The sequence below is a fragment of the Acinetobacter sp. YH12254 genome, from assembly GCF_013417415.1.
GTDB classification, from domain to species: Bacteria; Pseudomonadota; Gammaproteobacteria; order Pseudomonadales; family Moraxellaceae; genus Acinetobacter; species Acinetobacter pseudolwoffii.
On sequence record NZ_VPEB01000003.1, the window covers coordinates 93819 to 117083 of the forward strand.

The 23265-nt window shown below is 43.2% G+C and carries 25 protein-coding genes and 1 other RNA gene; 7 read left to right on the forward strand and 19 right to left on the reverse strand.

The window, feature by feature from the left end; translation table 11 throughout:
* Positions 1 to 13: 13 nt before the first annotated feature.
* The 5 genes from FTV29_RS03665 to FTV29_RS03685 form a co-directional block, all read right to left on the reverse strand.
* Complete coding sequence (locus FTV29_RS03665; protein WP_180075088.1) at positions 14 to 1936, reverse strand: ATP-binding protein; 1923 nt, start codon at positions 1934 to 1936, stop codon at positions 14 to 16.
* On the reverse strand, positions 1936 to 2619 hold the full coding sequence (locus FTV29_RS03670) for a response regulator transcription factor (protein ID WP_100535002.1): 684 nt from the start codon (positions 2617 to 2619) through the stop codon (positions 1936 to 1938). Before FTV29_RS03670 ends, FTV29_RS03665 begins: the two co-directional genes overlap by 1 nt.
* Positions 2620 to 2839: 220 nt before the next feature.
* Positions 2840 to 3622: a glutathione S-transferase N-terminal domain-containing protein gene (locus FTV29_RS03675; protein WP_074382852.1), complete on the reverse strand. Its 783-nt coding sequence runs from the start codon at positions 3620 to 3622 to the stop codon at positions 2840 to 2842.
* A gap of 109 nt (positions 3623 to 3731) precedes the next feature.
* Positions 3732 to 4241: a ribonuclease E activity regulator RraA gene (gene rraA, locus FTV29_RS03680; protein ID WP_005171166.1), complete on the reverse strand. Its 510-nt coding sequence runs from the start codon at positions 4239 to 4241 to the stop codon at positions 3732 to 3734.
* Positions 4242 to 4252: 11 nt separating this feature from the next.
* Positions 4253 to 4918 (reverse strand): NAD(P)H-binding protein, encoded by a 666-nt coding sequence (locus tag FTV29_RS03685; RefSeq protein ID WP_180075089.1) that lies wholly within the window; start codon positions 4916 to 4918, stop codon positions 4253 to 4255.
* Between the two features lie 214 nt (positions 4919 to 5132).
* Here FTV29_RS03685 and rpsT point away from each other — a divergent pair, with 214 nt between their 5' ends.
* Both rpsT and FTV29_RS03695 read left to right on the forward strand, forming a co-directional pair.
* Positions 5133 to 5399: a 30S ribosomal protein S20 gene (gene rpsT, locus FTV29_RS03690; protein ID WP_005171172.1), complete on the forward strand. Its 267-nt coding sequence runs from the start codon at positions 5133 to 5135 to the stop codon at positions 5397 to 5399.
* Positions 5400 to 5600: 201 nt separating this feature from the next.
* Positions 5601 to 6041, forward strand: coding sequence for a hypothetical protein (locus FTV29_RS03695; protein ID WP_180075090.1), 441 nt, complete (start codon positions 5601 to 5603; stop codon positions 6039 to 6041).
* A gap of 85 nt (positions 6042 to 6126) precedes the next feature.
* Here the strand turns inward: FTV29_RS03695 and FTV29_RS03700 are convergent, their stop codons facing one another.
* Together FTV29_RS03700 and FTV29_RS03705 are read right to left on the reverse strand one after the other, a co-directional pair.
* A complete protein-coding gene (locus FTV29_RS03700; RefSeq protein ID WP_180075091.1) occupies positions 6127 to 6861 on the reverse strand; it encodes a phosphoglycerate mutase family protein in 735 nt (244 codons plus the stop codon).
* Positions 6862 to 6921: 60 nt separating this feature from the next.
* Positions 6922 to 7773, reverse strand: coding sequence for a 3'(2'),5'-bisphosphate nucleotidase CysQ (locus FTV29_RS03705; protein WP_005096720.1), 852 nt, complete (start codon positions 7771 to 7773; stop codon positions 6922 to 6924).
* Between the two features lie 13 nt (positions 7774 to 7786).
* Here FTV29_RS03705 and FTV29_RS03710 point away from each other — a divergent pair, with 13 nt between their 5' ends.
* The 4 genes from FTV29_RS03710 (at position 7787) to FTV29_RS03725 (ending at position 10794) form a co-directional block, all read left to right on the forward strand.
* Entirely contained in the window at positions 7787 to 8473 is a 687-nt protein-coding gene (locus tag FTV29_RS03710) for an HAD-IA family hydrolase (protein WP_180075092.1), read from the forward strand.
* The gene (locus tag FTV29_RS03715) at positions 8466 to 8906 is read left to right on the forward strand and encodes an RNA-binding S4 domain-containing protein (protein WP_005096718.1); all 441 of its coding nucleotides are present in this window, start codon (positions 8466 to 8468) and stop codon (positions 8904 to 8906) included. Before FTV29_RS03710 ends, FTV29_RS03715 begins: the two co-directional genes overlap by 8 nt.
* A 145-nt stretch (positions 8907 to 9051) precedes the next feature.
* Positions 9052 to 10092 (forward strand): recombinase RecA, encoded by a 1041-nt coding sequence (recA, locus tag FTV29_RS03720; RefSeq protein WP_005096717.1) that lies wholly within the window; start codon positions 9052 to 9054, stop codon positions 10090 to 10092.
* A gap of 90 nt (positions 10093 to 10182) precedes the next feature.
* On the forward strand, positions 10183 to 10794 hold the full coding sequence (locus FTV29_RS03725) for a regulatory protein RecX (protein ID WP_180075093.1): 612 nt from the start codon (positions 10183 to 10185) through the stop codon (positions 10792 to 10794).
* Positions 10795 to 10986: 192 nt separating this feature from the next.
* Here the strand turns inward: FTV29_RS03725 and ffs are convergent.
* An RNA gene (gene ffs / locus FTV29_RS03730) (signal recognition particle sRNA small type) lies at positions 10987 to 11083 on the reverse strand.
* A 293-nt stretch (positions 11084 to 11376) separates the two neighbouring features.
* Here ffs and FTV29_RS03735 point away from each other — a divergent pair.
* Positions 11377 to 12174 carry a YbgF trimerization domain-containing protein gene (locus FTV29_RS03735; RefSeq protein WP_074382857.1) on the forward strand — a complete coding sequence of 266 codons (798 nt, stop codon included), beginning with the start codon at positions 11377 to 11379 and terminating at the stop codon, positions 12172 to 12174.
* Between the two features lie 72 nt (positions 12175 to 12246).
* Here FTV29_RS03735 and lpxA read toward each other — a convergent pair whose 3' ends face one another.
* From lpxA to pyrH, 11 genes are all read right to left on the reverse strand, one after another.
* Positions 12247 to 13035 (reverse strand): acyl-ACP--UDP-N-acetylglucosamine O-acyltransferase, encoded by a 789-nt coding sequence (gene lpxA / locus FTV29_RS03740; protein ID WP_074382858.1) that lies wholly within the window; start codon positions 13033 to 13035, stop codon positions 12247 to 12249.
* Positions 13032 to 13517 (reverse strand): 3-hydroxyacyl-ACP dehydratase FabZ, encoded by a 486-nt coding sequence (gene fabZ / locus FTV29_RS03745; protein WP_171063349.1) that lies wholly within the window; start codon positions 13515 to 13517, stop codon positions 13032 to 13034. The genes lpxA and fabZ overlap by 4 nt, the downstream gene beginning before the upstream one ends.
* 5 nt (positions 13518 to 13522) lie before the next feature.
* Positions 13523 to 14593 carry a UDP-3-O-(3-hydroxymyristoyl)glucosamine N-acyltransferase gene (lpxD, locus tag FTV29_RS03750; RefSeq protein ID WP_005096712.1) on the reverse strand — a complete coding sequence of 357 codons (1071 nt, stop codon included), beginning with the start codon at positions 14591 to 14593 and terminating at the stop codon, positions 13523 to 13525.
* A gap of 3 nt (positions 14594 to 14596) precedes the next feature.
* The gene (locus tag FTV29_RS03755) at positions 14597 to 15094 is read right to left on the reverse strand and encodes an OmpH family outer membrane protein (RefSeq protein WP_180050287.1); all 498 of its coding nucleotides are present in this window, start codon (positions 15092 to 15094) and stop codon (positions 14597 to 14599) included.
* Positions 15095 to 15176: 82 nt separating this feature from the next.
* Positions 15177 to 17690, reverse strand: a complete 2514-nt coding sequence (bamA, locus tag FTV29_RS03760; protein WP_180075094.1) for an outer membrane protein assembly factor BamA — start codon at positions 17688 to 17690, stop codon at positions 15177 to 15179.
* Between the two features lie 39 nt (positions 17691 to 17729).
* Positions 17730 to 19085 (reverse strand): RIP metalloprotease RseP, encoded by a 1356-nt coding sequence (gene rseP / locus FTV29_RS03765; RefSeq protein WP_100328701.1) that lies wholly within the window; start codon positions 19083 to 19085, stop codon positions 17730 to 17732.
* A 3-nt stretch (positions 19086 to 19088) separates the two neighbouring features.
* Entirely contained in the window at positions 19089 to 20285 is a 1197-nt protein-coding gene (ispC, locus tag FTV29_RS03770) for a 1-deoxy-D-xylulose-5-phosphate reductoisomerase (protein WP_005171243.1), read from the reverse strand.
* Complete coding sequence (locus tag FTV29_RS03775) at positions 20286 to 21110, reverse strand: phosphatidate cytidylyltransferase (protein WP_180075095.1); 825 nt, start codon at positions 21108 to 21110, stop codon at positions 20286 to 20288.
* A 3-nt stretch (positions 21111 to 21113) separates the two neighbouring features.
* On the reverse strand, positions 21114 to 21866 hold the full coding sequence (uppS, locus tag FTV29_RS03780) for a polyprenyl diphosphate synthase (RefSeq protein ID WP_005096706.1): 753 nt from the start codon (positions 21864 to 21866) through the stop codon (positions 21114 to 21116).
* A gap of 7 nt (positions 21867 to 21873) precedes the next feature.
* On the reverse strand, positions 21874 to 22428 hold the full coding sequence (frr, locus tag FTV29_RS03785) for a ribosome recycling factor (RefSeq protein WP_005096705.1): 555 nt from the start codon (positions 22426 to 22428) through the stop codon (positions 21874 to 21876).
* 78 nt (positions 22429 to 22506) lie between these two features.
* On the reverse strand, positions 22507 to 23235 hold the full coding sequence (gene pyrH / locus FTV29_RS03790) for a UMP kinase (protein WP_005171248.1): 729 nt from the start codon (positions 23233 to 23235) through the stop codon (positions 22507 to 22509).
* Positions 23236 to 23265: the final 30 nt, after the last annotated feature.

Below are 23265 nucleotides of genomic sequence, written 5' to 3' on the forward strand. Positions count from 1 at the left end.
TTATTTGCAAAGATTAGGGTTGATAGAGCTCCAATACGACCTGAATCACTGTATGCCCTTTCTCAGACTCAATCTGAAACACGCCTCCCATACGTTCGACCCGCATTTTCATGCTGCGCATCCCAATACTCAGACCATTTTTTTGCACTATTTCAGCATCAAACCCAACGCCATTGTCCTGAATACTTAAGGTGAGTTGATGTGGCAGAAAATATTCCAGACTGACTTTCGCCTGACTGGCCTGACTGTGCTTAATGATATTGGTCAGACTTTCTTCGACCACCCGAATCAGGGTCAAACACTGCAATGCGGTCGGTTCACGCTGCCAGACTTTTGGAAATAACCATTCAACCTCAATATTTATCTCTTCCAGCAACTGGGTAAAACGATAACGTACCGGGGCAATCCAGAGTAGCGGGGTTTCCGGTACTTTATTTTCGATAGACGAACCACTATCAATGATTTGTCTGAGATCATCTCTGAGCAATTTCAGCATGGAAAGAAACTGTCGGTTGGGAATGCTGTCAGTACTCTGATCGACCAGAATCATAGAGCGCACAATCGAGCCTCCTAGCCCGTCATGCAGTTCATGCGATAAGTTAATCCGCTCCTGTAAGCGGACATTATCCAGCTCCAGTTGATGTTTATCGTTCAGGCTTTTATTCAGATCAGCACCGACCTGCTGGACTTTACGTTCTAACTGGCTATTAAATTTTTCGATTTTCCTGACATTACGATTCAACCGCGTGGCCATAATCAGCACCACAAACAGGGTAATAATCGGTGAGGTATAGGGTGATAAAGGTGAAAAATCACTAATTGCCGTTTGACTTAAAATGATCAGATCTACGATTACACATAACAAAATCCCCCACAGACACAGCATCAAGAAAAGATATTCCCCATTGCGGGTTTTAAGTGCGTGATAGCTCACATAAATAATACAGCTTATAAATAATCCCACATAGAAAATAAATGCTGTGCCCAGTACCTGCCCCAGATAACCCAAGGAACTCATCACAATCAGCAGAGCAAATAAAAGCGTGATCAGGATAAATCCCCGCTCCACATATTTAAATCTCTGTTTTAAAAAGCGGATCAAATACAGACTAAAACAGTGGATATAGGCAATAAAACAAAGCATATTGGCTTTGCTGGCCGCGATGCTGGAGCGAAACGGAAAGCTTTCTGTGGTCAGCATATTGGAAATAAACAGAATCCATAGGAATGAACTGAGTGCCAGCCAGCCAAAGGTGGTTTCTGAACGTCGAAATTGCCAGACAATGAAGCAGATGATCCCAATCATTGCTGAGAAAATCATATTCATCTGAAACAGCGTGCGGCGATCCCAGATTTCGCCTAAATGCTTCTGGCTATTGACCAGCACATTATTAAATTCAATTTTACCCAGTCCGGCGTTCTGAAAACTATAACCCTGTACATAAACCAGAATTTCATTACTGCCCTTGTTTAAGCCACTGATGGGCAAAATCCAGTAACGCGGCATATTCCAACTTTTTGACAATGGCTCTTGCAGGTGTTGATCTGACCAGAGTAAATCACCATTCAGGAACACGGCGCCGGCCGAATTAATATAATCAATGGAAAAGGCAATCGGTTCTGCAAGACGAATATTGTCTTGGCATGACCAGTCCCAAACAATTTTATACCAGGCCCCACCATGATAATCTTTCCAGTTACGCTGCCAGTTATCCGGCAAACTGACACTTTGCCAGCCAGATGCAGGCATCTGGCTAGGATTTTGCACCTGAACCTTTTGAATGTAGTCAATCTTTACATCACAGAGATCATTAACCTGAAAATGGTCTTGCGCCTGACTCATAGCACTTAACAGACACAGCCAGCAGCAAAAGAGCAACATACCGATCCATTGCAATCTCTGTCGCTGCCTGCTTCCAGAACGAGCTGGATGCATCACAGAATTCCTAAATGCCGTGCGGTACTGACTGCCTTGGTACGCCGACTGACGGACAGTTTCCGGTAAATATGCTTGATATGACTTTCGACGGTATAACGTGACACACAAAGTTGCTCGGCAAGCTCTCGATTACTCAGGCCTTGTGCGACCAGTGACAGAATTTCTTTTTCCCGATGGGTCAGCACTTCCTGCTCGGCATCCGAATGGTTGCGTTCGACTGGTGGTGATGAAGCAGGTATAGAAATCTGCTTGAGAATTTCCCGCGCAATAAAAGGATCAATTGGCGCGCCACCCCGTAAAATACTGCGGATCGCCAAAGTGACCTCCACATCATCGCGTTCTTTTAATACATAACCGGTGGCACCCGCCTGAATTGCGGTAAATAAACTGTTCTGCGTACTCCAGGCCGAAACCACCAAAATCAGAGTTTGTGCGTCATTTTCGCGAATTTTTTCAATAATCGAAATCCCACTTCCATCCGGCAGCCCCAAATCGACCAATGCCAGTGAAATCGGCTGTTGTTTTAAAATGAAATATGCTTCTTTAAGATTATTGGCAAAGAGCAGAACATCTTCGCTATAGCCCAAATTGGTTAATATAATTTTTAAACGTCGTTGAATGACATACTCATCTTCAACGATTAATACAGGTACTGGCAAGACTGCCTCTAGTGCTGTCATAAGCACGCCCCTTATATTTATTGTTATGTCACCTTGAAGAGTAAAATATAACCAAAAAAACTCTAAAAATCATGATTTATTTCATTTTTATGCTACTTCTTTCTAGCCTCATAGGGATATTCTAAATACCGTCTGCTTAAAACCAGCATAAAAAAATGCCATCTACGCAGTGAATGGCATTTCTTAAGCACAATTTTAGAGTTTTAATAGGCTGAATATTTTAAGCGGCGCCGTATTGCTGTTTTAAATATTTTACAATCTCAGCTGATTCAAACATATTCACGCCTGTATTTGGATCGACCAGATAAGGAACCTGAATATTATTTCCCATCATTTCAAATAAATGTTCACGCTTCCCGCCTGGTAGTGGTTCATATTTCCCCGGTCTTAAGCGCAACTTGGCTGGCCCATAATCCTGCCAGCGTTCTTTGGCGACATTGTGAAAAATAAAGGGAACTTCCAGCTCACTCAACACGGCGCGTACGATCCGGGTATAAGGACTGGCCTCAAAACCCCATAATTCTAGTAACTGTTCAGGTGTTGGCCGATCCTTGATCTTGGGATTCACCATTCCTCCGCGTAAACCGTTGATGACTGTGCCAGCAATTGCAGCCACCGGAATTTTGGGATAGTGAGCATATTTTTTGGGTGTCTTGCCTGTTTTGCCATAGTGCTTGAACAGATGATGAATAATATCTTGCGATTCATAAAGTCGATCGCCCGTATTTTCATCTACCAGAAATGGAAACTGGAGTTTTCCGCCTAATTGCTGAACTTCGGGACGAAAATGAGTACCACCCCGTGGACATGGATAGACTTCATAATCCAGATTCAGCAAAGTCATGACTTCACGCACCCGGCGACAAAATGGCGAACCCTCATATTCATAGAGCTTTAAGGCTTTTTCAGGCTGATTCGGAAATGGTGTACCGACCATGCCACGTCCACCTTGAGCGACTGCAGAGGCCAAAGCTTGTGCAACTTTAATTTGATGACCCAACATAATATTTTCCTGTTTTTGTTTTATTCAACTGAAAGACAGAATGTAAGCATCCTGTCTTTCGCGGTATAGATCAGTTTTGTTGTTATTCTTTAATGTAACACTTGGCCAATTAAGCCACTAAGGCTGTTTTAGAGACCACAATGCCATTATTGTCTGCATAGACATAATCGCCAGCATTAAACGTGACTCCACCAAAACAGAGGGTGATATCCACCTCACCCACGCCCTTGCGATTGCTCTTCTGTGGAATAGCCGCCAATGCATGTACACCAAGGTCTAATTCAGCAATCGCATCGACATCACGCACACAACCATAAATAATCACACCATTCCAGTGATTTTTGACCGCAGATTCCGCAATCAGGTCACCCATCAAGGCACAGCGCATCGATGCACCGCCATCGACCACCAGTACCTTGCCTGTTCCATCTGTGGCCAGTAACTCTTTCACCCGGGAGTTATCTTCAAAACATTTCACCGTCACAATCTGACCGCCAAAAGTTTTCCGGGCCCCATAACTCTTAAAAAATTTACCGTCCAGACAAGGTGTCACCACTTGAAGCTCTAATTCCGGATGATCATCTAATAAGTCACAGGTGACAAATGCTGCTGTAGACACGGTGTTTCCCCTCATTTCATTTTTTGTATGTGTAAATTATCATAAATTTCAAATTTTACCGTCTGAGTCAGCGCGGCCTCGACCATAGTATGAGCTACCTGCTCGGCTGTCACTGGCTTATAAGCAAAACCATCCGGAATAAAACGCGATATTTTATGATAAACCTGCTGTACGGCATCCTCCAAAAAACGCTGCTCGGGACGTTCGCCAATTAATAATGAAGGCCGAATCAGGCTGATTTTATCCAGACTCAAGGTCTGTACATATTCTTCTAGCTGGCCTTTAACCTGATTATAATAAAAATGAGACTGGGAGTTGGCGCCCATCGCACTCAACAGCAAGTAATGCGCTGAAGTCTGTTGCAGCAATTCGGCAAAATGGGCATTAATAGTATAATCAATATTATAAAAGGCCTGCTTGGATCCGGCTTGTTTCATGGTACTGCCCAAACAGCTAAAACCGTGACTGTGCTCGCTGACATCCTGATCATTCAGCATCAGAAAATCTTCAAGTACCAATTGCTGGACTTTATCCAAACTATTCAGATCATTTTGATATTTTCTGACCACTGCAGTAATCTGCTGGCAAGTTGGCTCGTCTTGCAGACGTTTTAAGAGTTGTTTTCCCACCAAACCGGTGGCACCTATGACGATGGGATGAATCAGCGATTTAGTCATTTTTTATACGATCTCCTAGGTAGAATACTAATCTAACGTTTTCTTTAGAATTTTTCTGCATCTAAAATGTTGTCAAAGCATGTCAAGACTTGACTTCGGTGCTCAGTTTAATCAAAATATGGCACTTGTTTACGGGCTGGTGATAATTCCTCTGATGATGGTTTTCAGTTGAGTTTCAGCCCGCCCAGACCAATCTATTTCAAGGAGTGCACGAGTGGCAAACTCTGCTCAAGCTAAAAAACGTGCTCGTCAAAACGTTAAAGCACGCAAACACAACGCAAGCTTGCGTTCTATGGTTCGTACCTATCTTAAACGTACATTAGCTGCTATCGGCACTAATGACTATGCTGTTGCTACTGAAGCGTACAAAACGCTTGTTCCAGTAATCGACCGCATGGCTGACAAAGGCATCATCCATAAAAACAAAGCAGCTCGTCACAAGAGCCGCTTGAACGCACAAGTTAAAGCATTAGCTAACTAATTTGTTGCAATGAAAAAAGCCCTTTTTAGGGCTTTTTTTGTGTCTGCTAAAAAATGATTCTGTATTTTTCTCATTTTTATTTTCAATTTTTTACTCTGATATAATCCCATATAAAAATTATGGTATTCTCAATCATATTGCTTACATCACTATAATTTTAAGCTTGTCACTATTTTGCTGGCTGTGAAGGGAATAAAAACCATGATTACAAAATATTTGCCATCTTTAGAGAAGTTTCTAGCAATCGAACAGCAATATATTGAATACTTTAAGACCCAAGGTGAAAAAGACATTTTAGGCCGGGTGATTTCCAACATGAAAGGCACTGCTGGACTTCAGGCATCTCAAGGCGTAGACGCCTGGTTAGGCTATGGTGTGTATTTGCCCGCAGTAGAATATATCTTTGCCCGATATAACGGTGAAAATGAAGTAGATTTTTATATACGCACCAGCTATCCCCAACAAGTCGTTGCAGCTTACAGCCTTCCGGAACATGACATCGCAACACTGATCGCCGCCGACAAATATAGTCGCATTCATCAGCAACAGGTTCCAGTCAATAGTCCTCTTTGGCCGCTGAATGATACAGGTGACCTGCTTGATCTCAATGCCTATCCTCAGCGCTTAAAAGCCAACATTTAGAAAAAACAGACCTATATGTAAAAAGCCCAATCATATCTGCGATTGGGCTTTTTATATGATAAATGAATGACCTATTAAATTAAAATTACTGGGAACGCTTAAAATCAGCAATATCTAGCTCATGTACCTGACCACGCCAGATCCATTTCAGTTTTGATTCCAGAAAAACATCGCCCTCGAACCAGACAAACAGACCTTCCATCATTTTGGGCCAGTCTTCTCGGCTGATGTCCTGACGCCCGGACATTACGGCAATCATCGCTGCCAGAATCGTGTCATGACTGACTGCCAGACTCAGCCCATATTTATTTTGTGGATGGGTGTTGTAAATCAGTTCCAGTACATCCACCACGCCATGAATCGGCTGTTTCATCCCAGGCAAGGCATTATTGACAAAACTGTTAATAAAACCGAGTGCACCCTGCTTGGCAAAATAAGGCCCAGCTTTTTGAATATCCAGCACAAAGCTGCCAGGCTCCACCAGAAGTCCCTGTTCAATAATTTCAATACGATGGGTATTCTGCTCAGGGGTAACCGCATCTGCCCCTTCAATCATCAATGCAGCGGTATCAATACAACGCTGGATCGGACTTGAAATACAGTGATGAATCACACGATCAGTTTGATCAGCCAGATAAGCACCCCATTCCTGCGCCAGATCCCGCCCCTGATTGGTCAATTGCAGATCATAGCCTGCCAGACCTTGACCCGGAACATCTTCACGAACCGAATGGCGTGTGAATAAGGTGACAGGCGTCTGTACATCAGGCAATAAATCAATTGCACTTAACATACTCGGTGGAAGCAGTTTCAGGGACACGTGACAGCCAACTGGATTGGTAATGAGTTAATCATCACTATACCATGCTCAGGATTTTGCTCAATGCTCGGCCTGCATGTCAGCCACCGCCTGTAATGCAATATTTTTCATATTATTATTTTTATAGGCAATAAATCCGCCATTGAGCAAGGTATCGCGATGATTATAAATAAATGGCCGTCCTTTTAAATCGACCAAACCACCACCAATCCGTTCCAGCATACATTGACCAGCACTAGTGTCCCATTCCGAAGTCGGATGAAAACGTGGATAGATATCCACCTGATCTTCCAGCATCATACAAAACTTGTAGGCGCTGCCCGCTTTGAACTCTGTATATTCGGTAAGTTTGGCCAGATGCTGTAAATAGTCGACATATTTCGGTTTCTGCTGGCTACTTTGACTCAGACCAATCGCAATTCTTTGGTCTGTTGGCGCTGCTTCATAGCCAAACCACGTATCTCGCTGAATATCATATTTATAAGGCAGCCCCTGCTCTGCACAGAAATAAATCAGTTGCTGTTCTGGTACTGCCAATATGGCAAAAGTCGTCAAACTTCCACGAACCAAACTCAAATTGATGGTGAATTCAGGCCGCTGATGCAAAAACTCCTTGGTGCCATCTAGCGGATCTAATAACCAGAATTCTGGCCATGAACGACGCTCATGTTCTTTTCCTTCTTCTGACAATAAAGGCAAGTCTGAAATATCTGCCAAAGCCTGAGTTAGAAAAGTATTGACCCTCAAGTCTGCCTGAGTTACCGGAGAATTATCATTTTTTTGGATGACATCAAAAGCCGCACCAGAACAATAACGCTGATATTCTTCTCGCAAAATTTCACAGGCTTGTGTCAAAATGGGCACAAACTGCAAAATCATCGGATCTTGTGGTGCTGCTATTGCTTTAAACATAGAAAACCTAAATATGTCAAAATGCTCTGAAAAACCTACCATAATTTTCGATATGGATGGAACTTTACTTGATCTTGCCTACGATGATTTCATCTGGAATGAGTTGCTGCCTGTCCGTTATGCCGAGACACATGGCTGTAGCATGGAACACAGTCAGACGACCCTCTCCGCATTCTATCAGGAACATAATCATACCCTAAACTGGTACTCCTCACGCTTCTGGACGGCTAAAGTCGAAGTTGATGTTCTGGCGATGCAGATTGAACATAAAGACAAAGTCGCTTTACGCCCGTATTGTCTCGAATTACTGGATTATCTGAAAACGAATGGCTACCCGATCTGGCTGGCCACCAATGCCGATTGTGCCGGACTGGCCTTTAAATTGGATCACTTAAATTTAAGCCATTATTTTGATGTGATTGTCAGTTCAGAAACGATTGGGCACGCCAAAGAATTTGTTGAATTCTGGCAAGGCTTGAACGCTATGCATCCCTTCGATCCGCAACATGCTTATTTTATTGATGATACTGAAAAAGTCCTGAATGGGGCCAAAGCCTACGGGATTGAAAACCTGCTCAGTATCCAGCAACCCTCTTCGGCCAAAGTCGCACGCGAGACTTGCAATTATCCGATGCTGCACCAATTAACAGATTTAATCACTTATTTAAATCAGGCTGAGGTAGAGAAAAAATATGCGTAAATCGTCTTTACCCGAAGATGCGGTAGGCATGCGTATAGACAAATGGCTTTGGGCAGCACGGTTTTTCAAGACCCGTTCCATTGCCAAACATGCAATTGAAGGTGGTAAAGTCCACCACAATGGTGAACGTGTCAAAGTATCACGCGAAGTTCGTGTTGGCATGGAACTGACGATTCAGCAAGGCATCGACAAGAAAACCGTCCTGGTGAAAGAACTTTCCGATGTTCGTGGGCCCGCACCTGTGGCACAAAAACTGTATGAAGAAACCGAAGTCAGTATTGCTCGACGGGAATTGATTACCTCACAAAGAAAGTTGCATAATCTAGCTCGTCCCGATCATCGTCCAAGCAAGAAAGATCGCCGGGATATCAGTAAATTTAAAAATGAAAATAGTCAGAGTTTTGATCAGTCATGGTCGTATAATGACGATTAAATTCAAGCGTCAGAATGTGTCGTACATGCGCTGACATTGATAGAACACTAGGGAAAATTCTGTCACTATACGCCTGTGGAACAAAGCTCTAATTTAAGACATCCACTTGAGTACTAACTGAGTGACATCGTATTGAGGTTGTAAGATGGATGAGAATAAAAACAAGGCGCTTAATGCTGCCTTAAGCCAGATTGAAAAACAGTTTGGTAAAAATACAGTCATGCGTCTTGGTGACAATACCGTTCAGGCTGTTGAAGCTGTATCTACAGGTTCTTTAACCCTGGATATCGCACTCGGTATTGGTGGCCTACCGAAGGGCCGTATCGTCGAGATTTATGGTCCTGAATCATCAGGTAAAACCACGATGACCCTGCAAGCAATTGCAGAATGTCAAAAAGCCGGTGGTACGTGCGCATTTATCGATGCCGAACATGCACTTGATCCGCAATATGCGCGTAAGCTTGGCGTAGATATTGATAACCTGCTGGTATCGCAGCCCGATCACGGTGAACAGGCACTTGAAATCGCAGATATGCTGGTACGCTCTGGTGCAATTGACATGATCGTGGTCGATTCTGTAGCTGCTCTAACGCCACGTGCGGAAATTGAAGGCGAAATGGGTGACTCGCATATGGGTCTGCAAGCCCGTTTGATGAGCCAGGCACTGCGTAAAATCACCGGTAATGCCAAGCGTTCCAACTGTATGGTGATCTTCATTAACCAGATTCGTATGAAGATTGGTGTCATGTTCGGTAGCCCGGAAACCACGACTGGCGGTAACGCATTGAAGTTCTATGCATCTGTACGTCTAGACATCCGTCGTATTGGTCAGGTGAAAGAAGGTGACGAGATCGTTGGTTCTGAAACCAAAGTCAAAGTCGTGAAAAACAAAATGGCACCTCCATTTAGAGAAGCGCTGTTCCAGATTCTGTACGGCAAAGGCGTGAACCATCTAGGTGAATTGATCGATCTTGCTGTACAGCAAGAAATCGTGCAGAAAGCCGGTGCGTGGTATTCTTATCAAGGCGACAAAATTGGCCAAGGTAAGAACAATACCATCCGTTATCTGGAAGAGCATAAAGAAATGGCACAAACCATTGAAAAGCTGATTCGCGAGCAACTGCTGACCAAAGCCGTGATCACTGAAGAAGATAATAAAGAAGAAGCAGATCTTTTAGATGCCTAATCTATTATTTGCCTAGTCTTTAAACATCACGACACAGCGCCCTACGGGGCGTTTTGTTATTATGGGTAGATGATAAAATGCGAGAGAAAGATGTCAGAGGCAAAATTCAGCAAACTGCTCGATTATGAAACTTTAAAACAGCAATTTGGCGATGCTGATGATCAAGCGACCCAGCAAAACACATTGAAACAAAAACCCACTTTCGACTCAGAAGAGCGCCTGTTTGATACCCCTGATGATGAAAAGAAAAAACCGGGCTTAACTGGCTCGCGTTTGCGTTCGTATGCCTTTGCCGTACTGACCCGCAAGGAATATGCCAAAGCCGAACTGATCGAGAAGCTATGCCTATATGCAGAGGATCGCGATGAAGTGCTGGAATTAGTTGAAGAATTATCACGAGAGAATTATCAGAGTGATCAGCGTGTCGCAGAAACTATGCTGTCGAGCCAAAAGCGTAAAGGCAAAGGCCCCAATCAGATTAAAATGAAATTAAAAAACAAGAAAGTTGATACGGCTTTAATCGCAGAAGAACTGAAAGAAACTGACTGGGTGCAGCAAGCCTATGCGCTGAAAGTCAAAAAATATGGGGCGGAAGTTACTAAAGATCCGAAGCTCAAGGCCAAACAGATCCGTTTTCTGATGTACCGTGGTTTTGAAATGGATACGATTATTAAGGCGATTAACCGTAAAGTGGAAGATTAATTTGTATTCAGATTCATTAATAGACCCACTACAAAAGTGTTTGCAGATTGATCTTAAAATGAGAAAATCAGTTCGCTAGCAGAACGAATTATCGGGATAATAAAATATTAAAAATTAGCTGATATTAGAAGTGAGCTTTGAGATTAATAGGCTGGGATAAAATGTTTTTATTATTTAAAAATATGGTGGCAACCCTACCAGCAAAGCTCCGGCACATCATAGTTCTATTACCGTTGCTACCTTCCGGTCCTGGCGGGGTTCATAGAGTACAATTGCGAAGTAACCAGCAGGGCTACCATTACAAAAACAGAGTATAGAGATTTTTAATCAAGTTGCAAGCTTTGTTCCTTAAAATAATCCATCAAGCTATCCGTTTGATTATTTTAAAAACAATATTGATATTTCTGCTGATTTTCAGGCGATCTTCACAATCAATCCATCAACACCCAGATTCGCATGATCTTTGTAAAACCTTGTTGCAATTTCTAAAAATGCCGTTTTTAATGTGTGCAATGTATATGAATGATCTTCTTTAAAAGATGAGCAGCGGATACGTATCTCACAAAGAATTATGGAAATTTTATGATGTTTAAAAAGACCGTATTGTGTGCAGTGACAGCACTCTTTACCACACCGCTATTTGCCAATATTCCAATTGAATCGCGTGGCTTGAGCCAGACTGCCAATCAAGCGTCAATGAATACCCAGTCTGCGAGTTCTGCCGGCGTATCGACACCTGTGCAAACCAATACCAGCTGGCAGATTATGCAAAAAAACCAGCAACTGGAAAGTGATCTGCGGATCTTGCGCGGCAAAATGGAAGAACAGGAAAATGAAATTGCCCAACTGAAAAGCGAACTGACCAATCGCTATGCCGATCTCGATCAGCGCCTGGAACTGTTACAGCAAAAAATTGAACCGGCTGAAGAAAACCCAACGGAGGACAACCCACAGGATAGTTCTCCCAGTTTAAATGCGAATGAGATCAATACAGCGAGCAGCGGACAACAGCCCACCGAGCTGGACAAAGCAGCCTATACAGTAGCCTTAGATGCCTATAAAAATGGCGGTGCAGCCAAAGCCATTGCACCCATGCAGAACTTTATTAAAAACAATCCGAATAGTGTGTATATCAGCAATGCCTATTTCTGGTTAGCAGAATTCAATCTGGCCATCGATCCGCCAAATTTTGAAGAAGCAAAACGCAATTACACCATTGTGGCAGACCGCTATCCAAAGTCGACCCGTGCTTCGCGTGCGCTTTATCAACTGCATAACATTAGCAAGGACGTCGAGCAAAAACCGGCCATTGCCACCCAGTACAAGAACAAATTACTCAGTAATTACCCGCAATCTGAAGAAGCTAAATTTTTTAAGTAATAATCTTCTAGATAACCCTTAATTCAGCAATAAAAAAGACACCTTAAAGGTGTCTTTTTTACTTGAAATATTTTAGCGCACAATACCACGCTTGGATTGTTCAAGAGAATCAATCAAACGTTGTGCTTCGGCAACTTCCGGCAAGATATCTTTACGAATCTGCTCGATTGCTTCCTGCGTGGTTAAACCTGATTTATAAATCAGTTTAAAGGCAGTACGCAAACCGTCAATTATGGCCTTAGACCAGCCCTTACGTCGCATTCCCTCAATATTCATAGCAAAGGCGTGCGCAGGATTACCTGACACCATCACATAGGCCGGCACATCTTTCAAAATCAGTGATGCTCCGCCAATCATGCTATAAGAGTCAATCTTGCAGAATTGATGAATCCCTGAGTTTCCACCAATGACCACATAATCCCCGACATGAACATGTCCAGCCACACCGACATTATTGGCAAAGATATTGTGATCACCGACCATGCAGTCATGGGCAATATGCGTGTTGACCATTAGAAGATTATGACTGCCAATCTTGGTTAAACCCTGATCCTGAACGGTACCACGATGCAAACTACAATGCTCACGGATCTTGTTGTGATCGCCAATCTCAAGCCAGGTTTCTTCACCGGCATACTTAAGATCCTGACAAACCTCGCCTACACTGGCGAACTGGAAAATTTCATTATATTCACCTATACGCGTATAGCCACCCACCACTACATGTGAATGAAGTTTGCTACCCGCACCAATAGTGACGTTTGGCCCAATAATACAGTATGGACCAATTTCTACATCAGCAGCGATGACTGCTGATGCGTCAATAATGGCAGTTGGATGAATAAGGGGATTATTGCTCATGCCTGCTCGACTTTTTGATGCGAAACCATAATTTCCGCGGTTGTTGCGACGACGCCATCTACAGTGGCAATACAATTATATTTGTAAATGCCGCGCTTTTGCATCACCAATTCAGCTTTTAATACCAATTGATCGCCTGCAACCACCTGTTTTTTAAACCTAACCTTCTCCGCACCGGCAAAAAGGAACAATGAACCCGCACTTGGTGTTTCATTGTTCATCACAAAACCCAGAATTCCCGAGATTTGTGCCAGTGCTTCAACAATCAGCACACCCGGCATAATTGGATAATTCGGAAAATGGCCTTGCAAAAACTCTTCATTAATTGAGACGTTTTTATAACCAACAATGCCATTTTCGGTAATCTCGACCACGCGATCAACCAATAAAAATGGATAACGATGGGGCAAATATTCACGAATCTTTTGAATATTCATTGGCAATTCAGGTTTCGTGAATGTAGGCAAATTCGACTCTGTCATCATAATTATTTACGCAACTTAAATGTTGATTCAATGGACTCAATTTGAGATTGCATATGATCTAGTCGTTTCATCACCTGGGTCAATGGCACATCTGCTAATTGTTTAAAACGCACAGCAGCACGTTTCCAGTGCAAACTTTCCAACATAGGTGTGCCAGAAGAATAACTGCCCGCCTCAGAAATATTTTTTGTCACCATTGACATGCCAGTAATTGTGACATTATCTGCGATATTAATGTGGCCTACTACCCCCACCGCACCTGCAAATACACAGTTTTTGCCAATTGTAGTGCTTCCGGCGATTCCGCATTTTGCTGCGAGTGCGGTATTGGCACCAATCTTGACGTTATGCGCGATTTGCACAAGATTATCAATAATCACACCCTGTTGCAAAATCGTATCATCCAATGCACCGCGGTCTATACTACAGTTTGACCCGATACGCACATCATCAGCAATACGCACAGAACCAAGCTGGGCAATACGATGCCATTTACCTTGATAAGGTGCAAAACCAAAACCTTCGCTGCCAATCACGGTATTGGCATGAATACGAACGCGATTGCCAATTTTGGCGCCACCCGTCAGCGTCACATGCGCATCAATAAAACAGTCCTGACCGATTTCCACATCATTATCGACATGTACATGAGGCTGAATCACGGTATTGGCGCCCACAACACAATGCTCGCCAATCACCACATAGTGTCCAATATACGCATCATCGGCGATGATCGCTGAAGGATGAATTTGAGCAGTACTTTCGATACCACGCTGGGTATTTTTTTTCTCAAATACATGGGTCAGGATCGCAAAAGCCAGATAAGGATTTGCAACAACAATAAAGTTCTGATGTGACGTTATTTGTTGTTTCAGTTCAGCAGTGACAATTAAAGCAGCCGCCTGACTTTGATTGGCTTGCTCTACATATTTGTCTGCATTGACGAATGCCAAATCTTGCGATGTCGCATGCTCAAGACTGGCCAAAGCGCTCAAACGCAAATCTGCCTGACCTACGCACTCGCCTTGAACCAGGCGAGCAAGGTCAGCTAACTGAAGCTGTTGATGATTCATTGATTACTTAATTGCATTAACCTTTTGAATCATTTTATCAGTTAAATCATATTTAGCGTCATAAGCAAGTGCTGAATTTTTATTTAAAACCACATTCAGGTTATTTTCTTTACGCAATTGTTCAGCAATTTGCTTTACACGTGCATCAAATACCGTCCGAATCTGCTGAATCGAACTTTGAACATTACTCTGCACAGATTGTTGCAACTGATTCAATTCCTGAAATTTAGCCTGATATTGCGTAGACATCTTCTGCTTTTCAGCATCGCTCAGTTTGGTATTAGACTGAGCACGCTGCTGCAAAGCTTCCAGTTCTTTACTGAGTTGTTCAATCTTGCTGGTTTGTGGCTGAATTTTTTGTTGAAATGCCGTGTTTTGCTGTTTCAGATAAGTACTGCCTTCAACAACACGCTCCAAGTCAATTACACCAATACCAGCTGCTTGAGTTAACGGTGCAACACTTGCCAAAGCCAGGCTCATCGCCATGATCATTTTTTTCATATTCTTACTCATTCAAAAAAATTTGCTCATAAAGCCTCGCAACTTCATGAGCAAAATCTATATTCAGGATTAGCTAATAATCTTAGAAAGTACGGCCGATTTCGAACTGGATATTTTTAGTTTCATCACCGTCTTTCTTATTCAACGGATAAGCATAGCTCAGTGACAATGGGCCAATCATGGTAATCCAGGTGAAACCGGCACCAACGCTATAACGCATATTGCCTGCATCGAAACCGAAGTTATCTTTACAGTATTGGCGAGCATTATAAGTAGTACCACCTACAATAAGATTACTGTCTGGAGCAGGCACATCACAGTTGGTATCAAAAACCTGCGCACCTTCTGCAAAGATAACCGGACGAACCTGACGCGCCCAATCGCCTTTAAATGGTACAGGCAGTACCAGTTCAGTACCAAACTGAACCAATGCATTACCACCTACTTCTTCAGGTGAAGGATCCGGCTCACCTCTTTCACTAAAATATACACCATCATATTTTGGACCTAAGGTACTATTTTCATAGCCACGCACCGAACCAAAACCACCGGCATAAAAATTCTTATAGAATGGCAGGTCATTACCATAGCCCAACTTACCATAACCGCGCAGAACAAAGTCTTTACCTAACGGGAAGAAGGCCTGAGCATCATAAGTCACTTTTTGATATTCCACTTCACTACCCGGTAATGCAACTTCTGCATTAATACGATGTGACATACCATTAGTCGGGAACATCGGACGGTTTAAGGTATTATACGACCAGCCTAAATTTAAGTTATATGTTAAGAATTTACCTTCAAATTCACTTTCATAACTATTGGTGACTACACTACCCTCTGGACATGTCCATGCAGGGTCATTACCCGGATTAGCAATTGAACATGTTTGGAATGTATTGGTATCAATACTCTTCCCTCCATTCGCTTCTAGATAATCACGAACATACGTAGATACAAACTGACCTGTTGTCACTTTAGTTTGATCGATATTTAAACCAGCACTAACACTCTGGTTTTCATCAATTGGATAACCAAAGTTAATTCCACCACCAAAACTGTCCGTCACATAGTTGTTGACGTTATAGTCATCGTCTAGCTTGGTCTTGCGGTAGTACATGTTATAACCGCGACGTACACCATCAATGGTAAAGTACGGATCCATCACACTCAGGTTATAATAATCTTGGGTTTCAGAACGCGACAAGTCGATCGATACACTATTACCAGTGCCCAGGAAGTTGGTCTGACTTAAACCTGCCTGGAACGTCACACCGCCACTTTGCGAGAAACCCACTGCCAAGGTACTGGTACCTGAATGCTGTTCTTCTACTGCGACATTTAGATCGACCTGATCCGGTGAACCCGGAATACGTGCAGGCTTGATATCGACTGTTTTAAAGAACCCGGTACGTTCCAGACGGACTTTAGACAAGTCAATTTTTTCATTACTGGCTAAAGCACCTTCCATCTGGCGCATTTCACGACGCAACACTTCATCTGCAGTTTTGGTATTACCGGTAAAATTAATACGTCGTACTGTAACTTGCTGACCCGGATTGATATAGTAATTTAAATCAACCTGTTTGGTTTCATTATTAATTTGAGGAACAATATTCACTTCTGCATAATAATAACCAGCATTACCATATTTACGCTGTAATAGCTGCTTAACCACATTTACTTTTTCTTGCGAATAAGTTTCACCTTCTTTAAACAGCTGTAAGGCTTGCAATTCTTCAGTCTGATAAAGTGCATCACCTAAATATTTGGTTTGACCAAATTTAAATTGCTCGCCTTCATCTACAGAAACTTCAATAAAGACATTCTTTTTATCTTCACTCAGGTTCAAACTGGAATTGGTAATATTAAAGTTGATATAACCTTTGTTCAGATACATGGCACGTAAAGCTTCAAGACTTGCCGCCATTTTTTCACGTGCATAACGGTCATTACGTGAAATCACCGAGTTCCAGCTACTTTCTTTAACAGCAAATGCCTGTTTAATATCTGACTCTTTGAAAACAGTATTGCCAATGATATTGATATCAAAAACTTTTGCGGCTTTACCTTCAATAAAATCAATCAGCAATTCAACTCGGTTATTCGGTCTTGCTGTCGTCGTGACGGAAACATCCGCATCATAGCGACCTTGCTGCATGTATTGCTGTTCAAGCTCGGTTTCGACTGTCTGTAAAGCAGATTTTTTCAGCACTTCACCTTCAGCCAGACCCATTTTTTTCAGGCCATCTTCAAGTGCTTCCTTTGGAATCAGCTTATTGCCTTTCAGTTCGATTTTCGAAATGACTGGGCGCTCTACCACCTGAAAAACTAGAGTATTGCCTTGCTGAACAGCTTTGATGTCATCAAATAAGCCTGATGCATATAAACTGCGAATTGCATTGGCAATGACCGGATCATTGACCCGATCACCACTGTTAATTGGCACGAGGCCATATACATTCTCAGGAGTTAAACGCACTAATCCATCAAATTTTATATCTTGTACAATGAATTCATCTGCTGCATATACTTGTTGTGCTACTGCCATTGCACTAACGAGTGCCAGAGGCATAAATAAATGTGTGTGCTGCATGCCAGTCTTTTCCGCTGTTAATTTATTCCATCTACGTTGTTATAAACGCATAAAATCATTAAATAATGCCAGAAGCATCATACTGCCGAGCAGTACCATACCAATTTTCAGTCCAACCAATTGTATTTGTTCGGAAACAGGTTTACCACGAATTAATTCAACAAAATAGTAAACCAGATGTCCGCCATCAAGCATTGGAATCGGCAGTAGATTTAATATTCCTAAACTTACACTCATTAGCGCCATAAAGGAAATAAAAGTTTCCCAACCCATTTCCGCGCTTTGTCCTGCGACTTTGGCAATGGTGATCGGTCCAGATAAGTTATCCAGCCCAATCATGCCACGTACCATTTTGACAATCGAGTTCAGAATCATCGAAGATAAGTGCGCAGTTTTATCAAATGCCATCACCAGTGCTTCAGCTGGATTGTAGTGAATGGTCTGCTTATATTCTGCGGGAATCGAGATTTTACCCGGATCACTTTGTACACCGAGCATACCCGTGACATTGCCCATATTGTCACGCTTGCCCTGTGGCATCACTTCAAGTTGCACCACCTGGTTTTCGCGCAATACATCCATCTTCAGTAATTTTTCTGGTGATGCCTGTACAATTTGTACCACATCAAACCAGTCTTTCATCTGGACACCATCAATGGCCAGAATTTTGTCACCTTGCTTCAGGCCTTGGCGAATTGCTGCACCATCTTCAGTCAGCTTGCTAATCACAGCCGGAATTTCCGGTCGATAAGGCAAGAAGCCCAGACTGTCTAACGGAGATTGACTCTGGTCTTTTAAATAGTCCCGAATCGGTAACTGGAACAGCTTGTTTTCCCCGGCACGTTCTGCCTGAATAGACACTACACCGGTTTCACCCACACGATCCACCAGCGCATAACTCAGTTTTTCCCAGGTTTCGACTGGAGTCCCGTCCACAGCAACAATTTTGTCACCCGGCTGCATTTGTACTGTTGCAGCCGGCGTATCTGGTAAAACTTTACCAACGCGGGTATTCAGCTGCTCTTGTGCCGGTAAAAACAGCACCCAGAATAACAGCACCGCAAGAATGAGGTTGATCAATGGTCCCGCTGCCACAATGGCAATCCGTTTCCAGGGATGCTGACGGTTAAATGCTTTGGGCAAGTCTTCTTCAGCAACATTGCCTTCACGTTCATCCAGCATTTTCACATAACCGCCTAAAGGTAAGGCGGATAGCTGATATTGAATGCCAGATTTTTTTGAGGTCCACTTTAACAGCGTTGGTCCAAAACCAATCGAATACACCAACACTTTAACGCCCAGTTTACGCGCCACAATATAGTGACCAAACTCATGAATCGCAATTAAGGGACCGAGTAACAGGATTGCGGCTGCAATAATAAACAAGGCGTTCATGTCTTAACTTCCTTTATTCACAACATACTGCTGTGATAAACCTCGTGCCATTTGATCTGCCTGCAAGATAGCCTCCAGATCATTTGCCGGCTGATTATCCATCTGATTCAGGACATGCTCAACCACTTGAGGGATTTGGGTAAACCTAATTTGCTGATGTAAAAATGCGTCAACTGCAATTTCATTGGCCGCATTTAAAATCGTGGGTGCAATCCCGCCGCTCTGCATCGCCTGACGCGCCAACTTTAATGCAGGAAACCGAATCACATCCGGTTCCTGAAAGTTAAGCTGCGAGTGCATAAACAGATCTAAGGGTGGTACATGCGTACTGATTCGCTCAGGCCATGCCAATGCATGTGCAATAGGTGTGCCCATATCCGGATTACCCATTTGTGCCAAAGTTGAACCATCTACATATTGAACCATGGAGTGAATAATACTCTGTGGATGCACCACGACTGTAACAAATTGTTCTTGAACTGCAAACAAATGACAGGCTTCGATCAATTCCAGACCTTTATTCATTAAAGTCGCTGAATCGACCGAAATTTTTTGGCCCATTGACCAGTTGGGATGCTTGCAGGCCTGTGCAGGCGTCACATCTTCAAGCTGTTGTAGACTATGATTGAGAAACGGCCCACCAGATGCAGTTAACAAAATTTGCGAGACACCCAGCTTGGGCTTGCCATGACGCTCTGCCTCAAAATAGTGCTGTGGTAAACACTGGAAAATCGCATTGTGTTCGGAATCCACCGGAAGCAACAATGCACCATGATCGCGTGCAGCCTGCATCATGATGTCACCGGACATCACCAAAGCTTCTTTATTGGCCAACAGTACGCGCTTGCCTGCTTTTACTGCAGCCAGTGTCGGCAACAATCCGGCAGCACCGACAATGGCAGCCATGACAATATCGACATCCGCATGTTCAGCCACAGCAATTAAACCGGCTTCATCTTGCAGAATTTCAATATCAGCCAGACCATGTTGCTGAAGGAGTTTTGAAAACTCCTCCACTTTTGCCGCAGGCACCACCGCCACTTTAGGGCGATATTGCTGGCAAATCTTGACCAGCTCATCAATACGACTTTGCGCGGTTACAGCAAAAACCGAGTACGCTTCAGGATGTCGCTGCAAGATTTTTAAAGTACTTTGACCAATAGAACCTGTAGCACCCAGTATACAAACCGCTTGTGACATTTATAAATCTACACCAATAAGTTTTAGAACAGCAATACCTGCCGCAAAGATTGGAGCTGCAGCAAGCAAAGAATCAATACGATCCAGCACCCCACCATGACCCGGTAAAATACGGCCCGAGTCTTTAATACCGGCACGTCGTTTGATCATGGATTCAAACAGATCTCCCAGTACTGAACTGAAGACCGTGATCACCGATAAGGTCAGGAATAAAATAAGTTCTGGCCAGGTCATCTCTAGATAAAGCAAAGCAACTGCAATCACAATCAACATTGAGGTGACCACACCACCATACAGCCCTTCTACAGATTTGTTTGGGCTGACATTTGGTGCAAGTTTTTTCCTACCGAATTTACGGCCGACAAAATACGCACCGCTGTCTGCGCCCCATACCAGCAAAAACAGGTACATCAACCACCACGGTGAACTTTGCCAAACCGAGAAAATTGCAGTGACGGCAGCAGAAATCAGCACTACACCAATGCCATTTAGGCTTGTATTGTACCAGCCGTCATACTCAGGATAAGACTTGACCCAGTAAATACTGAGTAACCAGGTAATAATAGAAGCCACCCATAACAACAAAGCGACTTCATCAAAATACAATGCCAATGCTGATAGAGCCGCGGTCAGCACCCCATATCCCCATGCAACGGGCTTGATGACCTGCTTAAATTTTCGCGGCATGAGTTTAAACCACTCATAACCGGCAACCCCAGCAGCAAGAACCATCAATACAAACATTGGATAATGTGATTCAGTAGCAAACATACAGCTCAGTACAACTGCTACCAACACCAATGCGGTTATAATCCGCTCAAACATGTATTAATTCTCAAGTTTTTCCTGATGAACCTGTTCTGATGTTTTACCGAAACGACGTTCACGCCCACCAAATACGGCAAGTGCATCATCAAGTTCTTCAACGGTAAATTCTGGCCACAGCGTCTCAGTGAAATAAAGCTCTGCATAGGCTGCCTGCCATAACAGAAAATTCGACAGACGGAAATCTCCGCCAGTACGAATCAGCAGATCAACTGCTGGTAAGTCACCAAGGCTGACATATTGACCAAATACATCAGTATCAATTGCATCAAGATCTAATTTATTTGTTAAAACATCACTGGCAATTTGCTTTGCAGCTTGTGCCATATCCCACATACCGCCATAACTGATTGCAATAGTGAGTGTCATACTATTGAAATTAGCAGTCCTTTGTTCGGCTTGCAACATGAGTCCCTGCAATTCAGCGGACAAACGGCTGCGATCACCGATAAAACGTAAGGCAATATTGAATTTTTCCATGCGGGGGAGTTGCTCATGAATCGTGTCAAGCAGGAGTTTCATGAGCAATTCGACTTCAAACTGTGGACGATTCCAGTTTTCACTGGAAAAGGCAAAAACAGTTAAAGCCTGGATATTTCTTTTTCTACAGTGTTCTACAATCGGATCCAGAACCGTTTTTCCTTCACGGTGTCCATCACCTTTCTGCATCTGATTTTTTTTGGCGAAACGATTGTTGCCATCCATAATGATGGCAACATGTTTCGGAAGACAGGGGTTTTCTTCAGCAGCGGTCATCGATGAATTAGACCTTCATCAATTCAGCTTCTTTCGCAGCCAAGCGTTTGTCAACTTCAGCAACAAATTTGTCGGTAATTTTCTGGATTTCATCAGCAGCACGACGTTCTTCATCTTCAGAAATTTCTTTTTCTTTCAATAAAGCTTTGATATCACCCAATACATCACGGCGAATGTTACGAATTGCCACTTTCGCATTTTCTGCTTCAGTACGGGCAACTTTCTGCATATCACGACGTGTTTCTTCAGTGAGTGCTGCCATAGGTACACGGATCGCATCTGCTGAAATCGGGTTAAGACCCAAGTCAGATTCACGAATCGCTTTATCAATTGCAGCCACCATTGAACGTTCAAATGGTTGAACCAACAGGGTGCGTGAATCTTCAACACCAACGTTTGCCACCTGGTTCAATGGAACGTCTGAACCATAGTAAGAAACCATCACATTATTTAAAATAGATGGATGCGCGCGACCGGTACGAACTTTTGCAAAACCATGCTCTAGAGATTCTAGAGTTTTGTTCATACGGTCTTCGCTGTCTTTTTTAAGATCGTTAATCATATGATCTTCCTTACTTAATTCTAAAAAAGTTAATTGCTAAATTAGCGCGTAGTATAAAGTGCTTTGGTGCTCACGTCATTAATTGGTAACGTGAGTCCCTTCTTTTTCGCCCATCACCACTGAAAGTAATGCGCCAGATTTATTCATATCGAATACTTGTAGCGGCACATTATGGTCACGACACAAACAGATCGCAGTTAAGTCCATGACACCCAGTTTTTCATCCAGCACCTGATCAAAGGTTAAAGTGTCATATTTAACCGCATCGTCATATTTGCTTGGATCTTTGTTATATACGCCATCGACTTTAGTGGCTTTCAAAATCAAATCTGATTCGATTTCAATACCACGCAAACATGCTGCGGTATCTGTGGTAAAGAATGGATTACCTGTACCTGCCACGAATACACACACTTCACCCTGAGTCAGGTGACGGATCGCATCACGGCTCGAGTAAGACTCAACCACAGTACCAATTGGCAGTGCAGACATCAAACGGGTTTTAATATTACGGCGCACCAAAGCGTCGCGTAGTGCCAGACCGTTCATCACGGTTGCCAGCATACCCATCTGGTCGCCAGTGACCCGGCCAACCAGACCGTCTTTTTGCAGCTGGCTACCGCGGTACAGGTTACCACCACCAACCACGATACCTACTTGTACGCCTAAACCCACAAGGTGCGCAATAGAAAGCGACATCTGGTCGAGCACTTGTGCATCGATTCCCATGTCTTTATTGCCTGCCAGTGCTTCACCAGAAAGCTTTAACAGGATGCGACCAAAGCGTGGCTTTTTAGAATCCAACATCATCAAACTCCAAAGTATTCAATTTAAATT

Coding starts and splice junctions, on each gene's coding strand:
- FTV29_RS03665 (WP_180075088.1), bottom strand. CDS start 1,936: ATGCATCCAGCTCGTTCTGGAAGCAGGCAGCGACAGAGATTGCAATGG.
- FTV29_RS03670 (WP_100535002.1), bottom strand. CDS start 2,619: ATGACAGCACTAGAGGCAGTCTTGCCAGTACCTGTATTAATCGTTGAA.
- FTV29_RS03675 (WP_074382852.1), bottom strand. CDS start 3,622: ATGTTGGGTCATCAAATTAAAGTTGCACAAGCTTTGGCCTCTGCAGTC.
- FTV29_RS03685 (WP_180075089.1), bottom strand. CDS start 4,918: ATGACTAAATCGCTGATTCATCCCATCGTCATAGGTGCCACCGGTTTG.
- FTV29_RS03695 (WP_180075090.1), top strand. CDS start 5,601: ATGATTACAAAATATTTGCCATCTTTAGAGAAGTTTCTAGCAATCGAA.
- FTV29_RS03705 (WP_005096720.1), bottom strand. CDS start 7,773: ATGTTTAAAGCAATAGCAGCACCACAAGATCCGATGATTTTGCAGTTT.
- FTV29_RS03710 (WP_180075092.1), top strand. CDS start 7,787: ATGTCAAAATGCTCTGAAAAACCTACCATAATTTTCGATATGGATGGA.
- FTV29_RS03715 (WP_005096718.1), top strand. CDS start 8,466: ATGCGTAAATCGTCTTTACCCGAAGATGCGGTAGGCATGCGTATAGAC.
- recA (WP_005096717.1), top strand. CDS start 9,052: ATGGATGAGAATAAAAACAAGGCGCTTAATGCTGCCTTAAGCCAGATT.
- FTV29_RS03725 (WP_180075093.1), top strand. CDS start 10,183: ATGTCAGAGGCAAAATTCAGCAAACTGCTCGATTATGAAACTTTAAAA.
- FTV29_RS03735 (WP_074382857.1), top strand. CDS start 11,377: ATGATGTTTAAAAAGACCGTATTGTGTGCAGTGACAGCACTCTTTACC.
- lpxA (WP_074382858.1), bottom strand. CDS start 13,035: ATGAGCAATAATCCCCTTATTCATCCAACTGCCATTATTGACGCATCA.
- fabZ (WP_171063349.1), bottom strand. CDS start 13,517: ATGACAGAGTCGAATTTGCCTACATTCACGAAACCTGAATTGCCAATG.
- lpxD (WP_005096712.1), bottom strand. CDS start 14,593: ATGAATCATCAACAGCTTCAGTTAGCTGACCTTGCTCGCCTGGTTCAA.
- FTV29_RS03755 (WP_180050287.1), bottom strand. CDS start 15,094: ATGAAAAAAATGATCATGGCGATGAGCCTGGCTTTGGCAAGTGTTGCA.
- bamA (WP_180075094.1), bottom strand. CDS start 17,690: ATGCAGCACACACATTTATTTATGCCTCTGGCACTCGTTAGTGCAATG.
- rseP (WP_100328701.1), bottom strand. CDS start 19,085: ATGAACGCCTTGTTTATTATTGCAGCCGCAATCCTGTTACTCGGTCCC.
- ispC (WP_005171243.1), bottom strand. CDS start 20,285: ATGTCACAAGCGGTTTGTATACTGGGTGCTACAGGTTCTATTGGTCAA.
- FTV29_RS03775 (WP_180075095.1), bottom strand. CDS start 21,110: ATGTTTGAGCGGATTATAACCGCATTGGTGTTGGTAGCAGTTGTACTG.
- uppS (WP_005096706.1), bottom strand. CDS start 21,866: ATGACCGCTGCTGAAGAAAACCCCTGTCTTCCGAAACATGTTGCCATC.
- frr (WP_005096705.1), bottom strand. CDS start 22,428: ATGATTAACGATCTTAAAAAAGACAGCGAAGACCGTATGAACAAAACT.
- pyrH (WP_005171248.1), bottom strand. CDS start 23,235: ATGTTGGATTCTAAAAAGCCACGCTTTGGTCGCATCCTGTTAAAGCTT.